General features: G+C 72.8%; 12 protein-coding genes. 3 read left to right on the top strand and 9 right to left on the bottom strand.

All coding sequences use genetic code 11. The annotated features are described in order from the left end of the window. Positions 1-112 precede the first annotated feature (112 nt). Entirely contained in the window at positions 113-973 is an 861-nt protein-coding gene (locus tag FHP29_RS05145; RefSeq protein WP_240044326.1) for an NUDIX hydrolase, read from the bottom strand. Between the two features lie 55 nt (positions 974-1028). Here FHP29_RS05145 and FHP29_RS05140 point away from each other — a divergent pair, with 55 nt between their 5' ends. Then, entirely contained in the window at positions 1029-2078 is a 1050-nt protein-coding gene (locus FHP29_RS05140; RefSeq protein WP_139621784.1) for a hypothetical protein, read from the top strand. Positions 2079-2457: 379 nt separating this feature from the next. Here FHP29_RS05140 and FHP29_RS21990 read toward each other — a convergent pair whose 3' ends face one another. The 8 genes from FHP29_RS21990 to FHP29_RS05105 all read right to left on the bottom strand — a co-directional run bounded on the left by FHP29_RS21990 (position 2458) and on the right by FHP29_RS05105 (position 10432). Continuing rightward, on the bottom strand, positions 2458-2604 hold the full coding sequence (locus tag FHP29_RS21990) for a hypothetical protein (protein ID WP_192903971.1): 147 nt from the start codon (positions 2602-2604) through the stop codon (positions 2458-2460). Positions 2605-2785: 181 nt separating this feature from the next. Next, entirely contained in the window at positions 2786-2989 is a 204-nt protein-coding gene (locus FHP29_RS05135) for a cold-shock protein (protein WP_036550836.1), read from the bottom strand. Between the two features lie 270 nt (positions 2990-3259). Next, positions 3260-4702 (bottom strand): FAD-dependent oxidoreductase, encoded by a 1443-nt coding sequence (locus tag FHP29_RS05130; RefSeq protein WP_205013890.1) that lies wholly within the window; start codon positions 4700-4702, stop codon positions 3260-3262. A 2-nt stretch (positions 4703-4704) separates the two neighbouring features. Next, positions 4705-5610, bottom strand: coding sequence for a VOC family protein (locus FHP29_RS05125; RefSeq protein WP_139621782.1), 906 nt, complete (start codon positions 5608-5610; stop codon positions 4705-4707). Positions 5611-5621: 11 nt separating this feature from the next. Then, a complete protein-coding gene (locus FHP29_RS05120) occupies positions 5622-6818 on the bottom strand; it encodes an acyl-CoA dehydrogenase family protein (RefSeq protein ID WP_139621781.1) in 1197 nt (398 codons plus the stop codon). A 116-nt stretch (positions 6819-6934) separates the two neighbouring features. Continuing rightward, positions 6935-7804 (bottom strand): alpha/beta fold hydrolase, encoded by an 870-nt coding sequence (locus FHP29_RS05115; RefSeq protein ID WP_240044325.1) that lies wholly within the window; start codon positions 7802-7804, stop codon positions 6935-6937. After that, entirely contained in the window at positions 7801-9438 is a 1638-nt protein-coding gene (locus FHP29_RS05110) for a flavin-containing monooxygenase (RefSeq protein WP_139621780.1), read from the bottom strand. Before FHP29_RS05110 ends, FHP29_RS05115 begins: the two co-directional genes overlap by 4 nt. A gap of 22 nt (positions 9439-9460) precedes the next feature. After that, complete coding sequence (locus FHP29_RS05105) at positions 9461-10432, bottom strand: alpha/beta hydrolase (RefSeq protein WP_240044324.1); 972 nt, start codon at positions 10430-10432, stop codon at positions 9461-9463. 129 nt (positions 10433-10561) lie between these two features. On the opposite strand from FHP29_RS05105, the gene FHP29_RS05100 reads away from it, so the two are divergent. Both FHP29_RS05100 and FHP29_RS05095 read left to right on the top strand, forming a co-directional pair. After that, entirely contained in the window at positions 10562-11122 is a 561-nt protein-coding gene (locus tag FHP29_RS05100; protein WP_139621779.1) for a flavin reductase family protein, read from the top strand. A 31-nt stretch (positions 11123-11153) separates the two neighbouring features. Next, on the top strand, positions 11154-12026 hold the full coding sequence (locus FHP29_RS05095; protein ID WP_205013888.1) for an IclR family transcriptional regulator: 873 nt from the start codon (positions 11154-11156) through the stop codon (positions 12024-12026). The last annotated feature ends 142 nt before the right edge of the window (positions 12027-12168 follow it).

Genomic DNA, 12168 nt, shown 5'->3' with positions numbered 1-12168 from the left:
TCTCACCGTCGAGTTGCCGGTTTCTCACCGTCGAGTTGCCGCCGACTCGACAGTGAGTTCGGGGCAACTCGACGGTGAGTTCGGGGCAGGTCGACGGTGAGTTCGGGGCAACTCAACGGGGGTGGTGGCGCTCGACCCCGATCACACGGCCCTTGCGCACGTGGAGGACCAGCATCTCGGCCGGCTCGAGACCGGTCCCGGGGTCCACATCGATGCCGAGGGCGTCGTACACGTGGGGCAGGACGGGCCGGTGGGTGCACAGCACGCTGCCGGCGTCGCCGGAGAGCAGCTCGTCGACGACCTCCCCCACCCCGGCCGGGGTGGCGTGCTCCTCGCTCAGGGGCGGGCGGAGGTCGAGGGGACAGCCCGCCACCTCGGCGTACGGACGCACGGTCTGCACGCAGCGCGTGCTCGGGGAGCTGACGATCCGGGTCACGTCGTAGGCCGCGAGGAGGGGCACGAGCCGCTGCGACTCGAGCTCGCCGGCCTTGAGCAGGGTGCGTCCGGCGTCGGGTCCGCGCCACGCGCTGCGCGAGCGGGCCTGGGCGTGACGCAGGACGATGACCGCCCGGCTCTTGCGCCGCACTCGTCGTGCGGCGGCGAGGGTCTCGCGGTCGTGGTCGTGGGTGAGCCGACCGACCGCCTCCTCGAGGGGGACCCAGGCCACGGCGTCGATCTCGTCGTTGGGCCGGTACGCCGTCACGTCGTCGTCGCCGACGACGCGGCCGGTCCAGTAGTGCACGGTCTTCATGCGACGCGCGACGGGATAGCGCTGCGCGGGCAGAGGTGGACCGAGGCGGACGTGGACGCCGGTCTCCTCCGCCACCTCGCGGACGGCGGCGGCGGTGGAGTGCTCGCCGGGGTCCAGCTTCCCCTTCGGGAAGGACCAGTCGTCGTACTTCGGGCGGTGCACGAGGAGCACCTCGCGTCCGGGACGGAACACGACCACGCCGGCAGCGAGGATGTCGGGCACGGCCACCAGCGTAGGGCGTCCCCGGGCCCAGCAGGCCGACGCTACGGTTACGGTCATGCGTCGCCGGTGGGTCGTGCTCTGCGTGGTCGCGGTCCTCGTGGTGTCCGCCGGGGTCGTGCTGGCCTGGCGACTGCGCGCGGAGGAGGGCTCCCGCCTCGCCGAGGCCCTCGAGCTCGCCCCGAAGTCCGCGGCCCGACTCAGTTGGACCGATTGGGCCGGCGTGCGTGAGGAGCTCGGCGTCGACCTGTCGGCGTCCTCGACCGGGGAGGACGTCGACGACTTCCTCCAGGACGCCTTCGACCGCGACCTCGCCTCGACCACGGCGCTCGACGCGTCGGCGCCGACTCTGCAGGACGAGCTCGGCTTCTCCCCCGCCACCCTCGACTGGGAGCTGTTCAGTCAGGGCGAGGACGGCGCCCTCGTGCTGATGGGCCTGCCCGAGGGCTTCGACGTCGCGGGCCTGCGCGAGCGGCTCCGCGCGGTCGGGTTCGAGGAGCCCGACGACGCCGACGGTGTGTGGCGTGGCGGGGTGGACCTGCTCGAGGGGCTCGGCGGACCGGTCACCCCCGAGCTCGCGGCCCTGCAGATCGACGAGGACGCCGGCCTGATCGCCGGCAGCGACGACCCCGACTTCCTCGAGCAGCGGGCGGACCTCGCGCGCGGCGACAGGGAGGACGGCGTTAGCGAGGTGGTCGACGCGGTCGGTCCTGCGCTGAGCGCGTCGGTGGCGACGGGGGACCAGGCCTGCTCGGCCCTCGCGATGACCGATGCCGACCCGGCCGACCGCACGCGGGCGTCCGAGCTCGTCGCCCGGGCCGGCGGCGTCCACCCGATGACCGGGTTCGCGATCTCCGGCCAGCCGGGCGGCGGGGTGCGGGTGGCCATGGCCTTCGAGACCGACGAGCAGGCCCGCGAGGACGCCGACAGCCGCTCCAAGCTCGCCGCAGGTCCCGCGCCCGGGCAGGGGGGCAGCTTCCCCGAGCGCTTCGACCTCGGGAGGGTGGTCGCCTCCGGGCGGGTCCTGACGATGGCGATGACGCCGGTCGAGGGGAACTTCGTGCTCTCCGACCTCAGCCACGGGCCGGTGCTGTTCGCCACCTGCTGAGAGCGGAGCGACGCGCTCGCGCCGCCTGATCGCCGCAGCGGCCAGCGGCGGCGTTCCTGACGTGCCGCCGTGTGGCCGCCAGGCGGACCCGACCACCTACCGGACTCGACCGCGCGCGCGGCAGTGCGGCGGAGCGAAGCGACGACGCGCTCGCGCCATCCAACGACGCGCTCGCGCCGCCTGAGCGCCGCAGCGGCCAGCGGCGGGAACGCCGGCCGAGGAGGCGAAGGGAGCGACGAAGGAGCGACCGGAGCCGACGAGGGCGGCGTTCCTGACGTGCCGCCGTGTGGCCGCCAGGCGGACCCGACCATCTACCGGACTCGACCGCGCGCGCGGCAGCGCGGCGCGAGGAACGAGCGACGCGCTCGCGCCATCCAACTCAGTGCAGGACGCCCAAGATCCGGTCGATCTCCTCGAGCGAGAGGCGCTCGTCGGAGTTGCTGGCGGCGATGATCAGGTTGGTGGTCAGCTCGACCTCCACGAGAAGGTCGCCGTCCTCGAGGGTCACGTCGAACTGATCGGCCATCCTTCCCCTCCCTTGGTCGGCGCCAGCACGGTACTCCGATCCCATGATCCCCCGCGACGGACGGGCCAAACCCAAAAGTTCCAGAAAAGTTTGTCGCTCGTCGTCCGAAAACGACTCGTGGGGCCTCGCCGGTCGGCGGGGCCCCACGCAGAGGAGGTCTCCTCGTCGCGCGCTGAGCGGCTCAGAGAGGACGGACGTTCTCCGCCTGCGGACCCTTGGGGCCCTGCGTGACGTCGAACTCCACCTTCTGGTTGTCCTCCAGCGACTTGTAGCCGTTGGTCTGGATCGCCGAGTAGTGGACGAAGACGTCGTCGCCGCCACCCTCCTGCTCGATGAAGCCGAAGCCCTTCTCGGCGCTGAACCACTTCACGGTGCCCTGAGCCATGTTGCTCGTCACTCCTCGTATCGGGGCGAGAGCCGCCACCTCGACGGCCCGCAGCGGCTGCGATGACACGTCGCTCCGATGCGTGATGACACCACCACAAACCAGATACGCCGTCGGCCACAGACTCCGCAGGCGTTCACCTTCGAGAACTGCAGCCGCTGCGATATCGACCCTACCAATCCGAGACGACAGCGGAAGCCCGGAGTGCGGCGAGTTTCGGTCCACGGATGAAGGTTCCGCGACGACCCGATGACCGGCGCGAGAACCGCGTCAGGAGTGCGCGGCGGCGCGCCCGGCGCGGCGACCGAAGAAGGTGCCGTCGCCCAGCGAGGTGCCGCTGACGTAGCCCGCGCCGTGGATGCCGGAGGTGACCCGACCGGCCGCGAACAGGCCGGGGACGACGGCGCCCGCGGCGTCGAGGACCTCGCCGTCCACGGAGGTGCGCAGGCCGCCGAGGGTGAACCCGGAGACCCCGGTGCCGCCGCGCGGTCCGGTGCCCTCGGGGTCGAAGCCGCGGCGCGCGTCGACGGCGGCGTACGGCGGCTCGAGGGGCCGCAGCCACCGCGGGTCCTTGTGGAACAGGGTGTCCTCGCCGGCGGCGGCGTCGCGGTTGTAGCGGGCGACGGTGTCCTCGAGGGAGCGGGCCGGGAGCCCGAGCTCGGTCTCGACCTCGGCGAGGGTCTCGGCGACGACGGCGGGCCGCACGCCCCAGCGCTCGCGCTCGGGGACGTCCTCCCAGCCCGACTCGTCGACGAGGGTGAACCAGGGGCCGGGGCGGTGCAGGACGGCGGCCTGGCTGAACCGGCCGGGATAGACGTCCTCGTTGACGAAGCGCTGCCCGAGGCCGTCGACGAGCATGCCGCGGACGGCGAGGGCGGGCACGACGGACAGGGCGATCTGGGTGGCGGCCATCCGGCGGACGCTGCCGCCGGCCTCGACGCCGAGGCGGATCCCGCTGCCGTCGTCGCCGCCGTCACTGACGGTGGAGTGCCCGACGAGCGCGGGGGCGTGGTCGGCGACCATCGCGGGGTCGTCGGCGAACCCGCCGGTGGCGAGGACGACGCCGCGGCGGGCGCGGTAGGTGAGGTCCTCGCCGAAGCGGCGGGCCCGGACGCCGACGACCCGGCCGTCGTCGTCGCGCAGCAGTCCGGTGACCCGGGTGTCGGGGTGGATGTCGACGCCGGCCTCGCGAGCGGCGGTGGTCAACCTGTCCATGAGCAGCCACCCGCCGTACCCGTCGGTCGCGGGGCGGTGGCCGCGCGGCACCGGGCGCGCGAGCTCGGTGAACGGCCAGGCGTTCTCGCCGAGCCACATCAGTCCGTCGGCGGTCGGCGGCAGCCACGAGACGCCGTCGTACAGGCTGGGGTTGAAGCCGATCCCGAGGCCGCAGAGCCAGTCGTAGTGCTCGACGCTGCCGTCGCAGTAGAGGCGGAGCTTCTCCTCGTCGGGGTGCGGTCCGAGCGCCTCGTGGAGGTAGGCGTACATCTGGTCCGGGTCGTCCTCGAGACCGCAGGCGCGCTGGAGCGCCGTGCCGCCACCGAGGTAGAGCTCGCCGCCGGACACGGCCGACGATCCGCCCGGAGCGGCCCGGTCGAGGGCGACGACCGACGCGCCGGCGCGGGCCGCCTCGATGGCGGCGGACGCGCCGGCACAGCCCACGCCGACGACGAGAACGTCGGTCAGGACGTCGGTGAGGACGTCGGTGGTGCTCACGGTCACCGGGGGACGAACGCGGCCAGCGGCTCGGAGCCGGACCAGTCGTGGCCCCAGTAGCTGTCGGCGGTGATCTCCTCGGCGGTGTACGACGACTCGTCGACGAGCATGCCGTCCCAGCCGTACTCGATGTCCCAGCCGCCGGGGGCGCGCACGTAGAACGAGATCATCTTGTCGTTGGTGTGCCGGCCGAGCGTCGAGGAGATCGAGAACCCGCGCTTGTTGACCTCGTCGAGCGCGCGGCCGACGGCGTCGAGCTCGTCGACCTCGACCATGAGGTGCACCATGCCGGGCGCCTCGTCGTGCGGGGCGGGGCAGATCGCGAGGCTGTGGTGGCGGCGGTTGATGCCGAGGAACTGGACGCGTCGTGCGCCCGGCCCGGGCACCCGCATCGAGCCGCGGGTCAGGAAGCCCAACACGTCGGTGTAGAAGGAGATCGTCTCGTCGGGCGCGGTCGTCGGGAGGACGACGTGGCCCATCCCCTCGGCTCCGGTGTGGAACCGCTGCGCCCACTTGGTGACGACCGGGCTGTGGTCGAGGACCGGCCCGCAGAAGACCTCGAGCACGGTGCCCGACGGGTCCTCGAACGAGATCGCCGCCTCGACGGCCCGCTCGGCGCACTCCTCGGCGGTCAGCGTCTTCACGCCGCGGCCGGAGGCCTCGACGTCGGCGGCGACGAGCGCGAGGGCGGCGGTGTCGCGGACCTCCCAGCCGATCGCCTGCACCCGGTCGGTCTCGCCGGGAAGCACGATGAGGCGCGCCTGGCGCTCGTCCATGCGCAGGTAGAGCCCGTCGGGGTTCGGCCCGGTGCCCTCGGCGAAGCCGAGCGCGTCGATCGCCAGCTCGCGCCAGCGGGCGAGGTCGGTGGCCTGGACCCGCAGGTAGCCGAGTCCGCGCAGGTGGGTCATGGGTTGTCTCCTCAGATCATCGAGCGGAGCGGGCCGGCCGGCGGCTCGAGGCCGAGGTCGCCGAGACCTGCCGCGTGGAAGGTCGGGCCGGGCACGTGGATCGCGTGGGCCAGGCCGGTGTGCGCGTCGCGCCAGAACCGCTGGATCGGGTTGTCCATCCGCATCGCGTTGCCGCCGGAGCGGGCGACGACCTCGTCGAGGGCGCGCACGGCGCGCCATGCGGCCTGGACCTGGGTACGGCGGCCGGCCGCGCGCTCGGCGAAGGTCGGGGCGTGGCCGCGGGCGACGGCGTCGTACATGGAGGTCACGTTGTCGAGCAGCGCCGCGCGGGAGGCCGCGATGTCGGCGGCAGCCTCGCTCAGGGCGTAGAGGGCGTAGGGGTCGTCCTTGCTCGCGGCGCCGGAGACCGTCGTGCGGGAGGCCTGCCAGGCGGCGTGGTGCTTCAGTGCGCCCTCGCAGATGCCGATGACGGCGGAGGTGATGCCGAGCGGGAAGACGCACGAGAACGGCACGTGGTAGCCGGTCTCGGCGAGGCCCGCCTCCTTCGCGGCGTCGCCCTCGGCGACCTTGTTGTAGAGCAGCGCGCGGTAGGACGGGATGAACGCGTCCTCCACGATGATGTCCTTGGAGCCCGTCCCGCGCAGGCCGACGACGTCCCAGCTGTCGGGGACGATCGTGTAGTCCGCGCGCGGCAGGATGACGTGCATCATCGTCGGCGGCATGACCGGCTTGCCGGTGGCGTCGCCGAGCATGGCGCCGAGGAAGATCCAGTCGCAGTGGTCGGTGCCCGACGAGAACTGCCAGCGTCCGCGCAGGGTCCAACCGCCGTCGACCGGGGTGAGGACACCCATCGGGGCGTACGGCGACGCGATCCAGGTGTCGGGGTCGCTGCCCCAGACCTCCTCCTGGACCCGCTGGTCGGCCATCGCCATCTCCCACGGGTGGACGCCGACGATCCCGGCGACCCAGCCGGTCGCCCCGTCGAGCTGGGCGATCCGCATGACCGTCTCGGCGAACTCGCGCGGGTGCGCCTCGTAGCCCCCGAACGCCTTCGGCTGGAGCAGCCGGACGACACCCGCCTCGCGCAGCACCTTCGCCGCCTGGTCGTCGAGCTGGCCGAGCTGCTCGTTGGCCGGGCCGAGCGCCGCCAGCTCGTCGGCGTGCTCCTCGATGGCGGCGAGCACGGCACCGCTGGTCTGGTCGGTCATGCGGGTTTCCTTCCGGGGCGGGCGGGGTGTCGGGGACGGTTCACGGTCGCAGCGAGCGACCGGACCGCGGGGCGGTCTCCCGCTCATCGGGACCGCCGGGTTCGTCTTCTGAGTCGTCAGGCGCGGGTGAGGAAGGCCAGCACCGCGGCCTCCCAGGCGGCCTGCTGCTCGATCATCGCCCAGTGCCCGCAGCGGGGCAGGACGTGCAGCTCGGCGTTCGGGATGGCGCGCATCGGCAGCAGGGCCATGTCGACGGGGCTGACCCGGTCGTCGCGGCCCCAGGTGAGCAGGACGGGGACGGTGATCTTGTGCAGCATCGCCCAGTACGGCGGGCGGTCGCTCTCGGCGGCCATCCGGGCGCGCGCGGCGTTGGCCTCGCGTCCGTACATCCGCCGCGCGGAGGCGAGCGTCTCCGGCTCGGTGGCGAGGTCCCAGCGCTGCTGGATCAGCTCCTCGGTGACCATCGCCTGGTCGAAGACCATCGACCGCAGCCACTGCACGAGCCCCTCACGGGTGGGGTTCTCGACGAAGTCGGTGAGCCGGACGATGCCCTCGCCCGGACCGGCTCCGAAGATGTTCGTGCCGATGCCGCCGACCGTGACGATCCGGGAGAACAGGTCGGGGCGGGCGATCGCGAGCTGGGCCGCGACGACACCGCCCATCGAGTTGCCGATCACCGGCACCGGGCCGAGGCCGAGCGCCTCGACGAACCGGATCACCGCGGGCCCGGCCGCCGCGAACGGCGACTCGTCGATGTCGTGGCTGACGCCGAACCCCGGCAGCTCGAGCACCAGGCAGCGGAAGTGCGCGCCCAGCGCCGGGAGGTTCTGGTGGAAGTTGCGCCATCCCGTCACGCCCGGACCCGAGCCGTGCAGCAGCAGGAGCGGCGGGCCGTCGCCGTACTCGTGGTGGACGAGGACGCCGGCGTCGGTCGCGAGCTCGCGGCGCGTGGCGTCGTACGACGGACCGTCGGCGGGCAGGCTCACGCGCCCGCCCCCACCGAGACCTTGGACAGCACGTAGCCCTCGAAGCCGCTGTCGCGCGCCTCGTCGCACTTGCGGCGGTAGTTGCCGAAGCCGCCGATGTAGGGCATGAACGTGCGCGTCTTGCCCTCGATGTTGGCGCCCATGTACCACGAGGCGGCCTTGGTGAAGAGGGTGCCGGCCGCGACCTCGCCGAGGTGCTCGGTCCACTTCTCGGCGGCGTCCTCGCGCGGCTCGGCCTGGTCGATGCCGTGCTCGCGGCAGAACTCGATGAGCGACATGCCCCAGTCGACCTGCTGCTCGGTGTGCGTGGCCATGTTGGCGAGGACCGACGGGCTGCCGGGGCCGTTGAGGGTGATCAGGTTGGGGAAGCCGGCGATGCCGAGGCCGAGATAGGTCTGCGGTCCGTGCTCCCACTCCTCGGCGAGCACCGCGCCCCGGGCGCCGTGCAGGTCGATCGAGGTGAGCGCGCCGGTGAGGGCGTCGAAGCCGGTCGCGAACACGAGCACGTCGAGCTCGTACGACGCGTCGTCGGTCTTGATGCCCCACGACGTGACCTGCTCGATCGGGTGCTTGCGCAGGTTGACGAGCTTGACGTTGTCCCGGTTGTACATCTCGTAGTAGCCGGTGTCGGTGACGATCCGCTTGGTGCCGATCGGGTAGTCCTTGGGGATGAGGTCGTCGGCGACCTCGGGGTCCTGCACGATCTCGCGGATCTTGGCCTCGGCGAACTCGCGGGCGTAGTCGTTGGCGACGATGTCGACGCTCTGGTCGGGGAAGGTCTTGGCGAACAGGACGCCACCCTCCTGCCAGCGCGCCTCGAAGGCGGCCTGGCGCTCCTCGGCGCTGACCTCGGTGGCCTTCTTCGGGTGGGTCGTGCTCAGCGAGCCGGCCGGCGCGTAGCGCGAGGCCTCGCGACGCTGGGGGTAGGTCTCCTGGACCTCCCGCTGCTCCTCCTCGGTGAGCGGCCGGTTGCGTGCGGGGACCGTGTAGTTGGCGGTGCGCTGGAAGACGGTGAGCGACTGGGCCTGCTCCGCGATCCGCGGTGCGGCCTGGATGCCGGAGGAGCCGGTGCCGATCAGGCCGACCCGCTTGCCGGTCAGGTCGACCGGCTCCTCGGGCCACTGGGCGGTGAACAGCATCTCGCCGGCGAAGTCGTCGATGCCCGGCAGCTCGGGCCGGATCGGCGCGGAGAGACAGCCGGTCGCCATCATCACGAACCGGCTCCGGTGCTCGGTGCCGTCGTCGAGGGTCACCGTCCAGGTCGAGGCGAGCTCGTCGAAGCGGGCGGCCGTGACCCGCCGGTCGAAGGTGAAGTGGCGACGCAGGTCGTAGCGGTCGGCGACGTGGTCGAGGTACGAGCGGATCTCGGGCTGGGCGGCGAAGCGCTCGGTCCAGCGCCACTCCTTCTCGAGCTCGCGGTCGAAGGAGTAGGAGTAGTCGACGCTCTCGACGTCGCAGCGGGCGCCGGGGTAGCGGTTCCAGTACCACGTGCCGCCCACGCTGCTGCCGGCCTCGATGCCGACGACGTCCAGGCCCTTCTCGAGAGCGCGGTACATCGCGTAGATGCCGGCCAGGCCCGCTCCGACGATGACCAGGTCTCGGGTGCTGTCGGTGTTGTCGGTGGGTGCGTTCATGGGTGTCTCCTGGTGGTCCGGTTCAGGCGCTGACGCGCAGCAGGCGGCGAAGGTCGGCGTAGAGCAGCTCGCGGGCGGACTGCCCCGCCCGGAGCGTCATGAAGGTCAGCAGGCCGTGGAACAGCCTCGGGTGGATCCGGGTGAGCACCGGGACGCCGGCGGCCGCCAGCTGCTCGGCGTACCGCTCCCCCTCGTCGCGCAGCGGGTCGGCGCCCGTGATCACCACGACGGCGGGTGGCAGGCCGGCGAGGCTGGCCGCACGGCCCGGGGCGACCAGCTCGGGCGGGTCGGGCAGGCGAGCCTCGGGGCCGAGGTACTGCTCCCAGTACCAGCGCATCGCGGCGGCGCTGTTGAACCAGCCCTCGGCGTAGGTGTCGAAGCTCGGGGTGTCGCAGGCGGGGTCGATCACCGCGCCCAGCAGTGCCTGGCCGGCCAGCGCCGGACCCTGGCGGTCCCGGGCCATCAGGGAGACGACGGCCGCGAGGTTGCCGCCCGCGCTGTCCCCGGCGACCAGGACCCGCTCGGGGTCGGTGCCCAGCTCGTCGTGGCGCGCGCTCGCCCACAGCAGGGCCGCGTAGACGTCCTCGGCGGCGGTCGGCGCGCGATGCTCGGGGGCGAGGCGGTAGTCGACGGACACGACGACCGCGTCGACGGCCCGGGAGAGCTGGCGGCAGAAGCCGTCGTGGCTCTCGAGATCGCAGAACACGAACCCGCCGCCGTGGGCGAACACGATGAGCGGGCGTCGTACGGCGCCGGCGGCGGAGTCGTGGCCGGAGTCGTGGCCGGAGTCGTGGGGGGTGTAGACGCGGGCGCCGATGGTGCCGCCGTCGACGGGGATCGTGACGTCCTCCGCCGAGCGGACGTCGTCCAGGTTGGTCGGCGGGACCTGGCGGGCCTTCGTCGCGGCGCGCGCGTCGGCCCCGGTCATGGTCTCGACCGCGGGGAAGTTCTCGTTGAGCAGCGCCAGGAACCCGGCGACCTCGGTGTCGAGCACGTGGTCCTCCTTCGGGACGTGATGGGGCTCTCGTCGGAAGGTAGGTAGGCGCGCTGCCGGAGGTGGGGCAGGTCCCGTTGGACGGGACCGCGCGGTCACGCAACGGGCCAGTCCTTACCGTCGGTGTCCATGAGCGCCCTGGCCTTCTCCCCGACCCCGTCCCCCGCCGAGGTGCTCGAGCCGACCCCCGACGGCATGAGGCGCGCGATGGGCGCCTTCCCGAGCGGAGTGACGGTGGTGACCGCGGTCCACGACGACGAGCCGGTCGGGTTCACCTGCCAGTCGTTCGCGTCGCTGTCCCTCGATCCGCCGCTCGTCCTGTTCTGCGCCACCAGCGAGGGCCGGGCCTGGGCGCGGATCCGCGAGGCGGAGGCGTTCTGCGTGAACGTGCTGGCCGAGGACCAGGTGGAGATGTGCCAGCGGTTCGGGTCGCGCACGGGGCTGCGGTTCGCCGGTCTCGACTGGGCGACGTCGCCGTACGGCGCCCCGTCGCTGCCGGGTGCCGTCCTGCGGGTGCACGCCACCCTCGAGACGGTGCACGCCGCCGGCGACCACGACATCGCGATCGGGCGGGTCCAGGGACTGGAGCTGAGCACCGCCGCGCCGCTGGTGTTCCACCGGGGCCGGTTCGGCCTGGACGCGCCGAAGGCAGGGTTCGCGCACTGGGGCGAGCAGGACTTCTGGAGCTAGGCCTGCTCCGCTCGGGCCTATGATCACCGATATGGCGAGTGCCGCGGCGAAGAAGAAGGCGGACGGGGAGAGCTCCGATCCGCCGGTCTCGATGGTCGCGCGGATCGCCCTGATCATGCGGGTCTTCGACGAGCCCGGCGCCCGGTTCCGGCTCGACGACATCGCCACCCGCACCGGTCTGCCCCGCTCGACCGTCCACCGGATCCTCGACCAGCTCCTGGTCACCGGCTGGATCCAGCGCCGACCCGAGGGCTACTCGCTCTCCGCCGGCGCCTCGACCGCCCGCCACTCCCCGGCGGAGCACCCGGAGCTGCGCTCGGTGGCCGCTCCTGTGCTCAATCGTCTCCACCTCGACACCGGCCTGGTCGTCCACCTCGGCGTCCTCCTCGGCACCGACGTGCTGGTGCTGGACCGGATCGCCGGGCGCGCCGCAGCGGGTAACGCCGGCACGGCGTCGCGGGTGGGCGGCCGGGTCCCCGCGCACGCGACCGCGCTCGGCAAGGCGATCCTCGCCCAGCTCCCCGGCGAGGAGATCGACACCCTCTTCCGCCCGGGCCTGCCCAAGCGCAGCCCGCGCACGATCGACGACCTGCCCACCCTCCACCAGGAGCTGGGCCGGATCCGGGCTCGCCGCGGACTCGCCTACGAGAACCAGGAGCTGGTCCTCGGCACCGCCGCGATCGCCGCCGCCGTCCGCGCCGACGGCCTCCTCGCCGCCATCTCCGTCGGCGGCGCCGTCCCGCTCGAGAAGCTCGAGCGCCTCGGTCCGTTGATGCTGCGCGCGGCCGCCCACGTCACCCAGCGCCTCTCCGGCCTGGACGAGGTCACCGAGCCGGTCCGCCCCCAGTCGGACGGCGTACTCGGGCGGTTGCTCCGCACGCTCCCGGCCGACGGCTGGGTCTGACCGCGGCCGCGGGGACGTCATACGTTCCGAGGCCTCCACACCACCGTTCGTATGACATCCCACCCCGCGCGCGCGGACGTCATACGTTCCGAGGCCTCCAGACCACCATTCGTATGACATCCCATCCCCGCACGCGCGGACG

Origin of the sequence: Nocardioides albidus (genome assembly GCF_006335005.1) — a bacterium.
In the GTDB taxonomy this organism is placed as follows: Bacteria; Actinomycetota; Actinomycetes; order Propionibacteriales; family Nocardioidaceae; genus Nocardioides; species Nocardioides albidus.
Note: the sequence above shows the minus strand (reverse complement) of the source record. Positions and strands in the feature narration are given on the sequence as shown.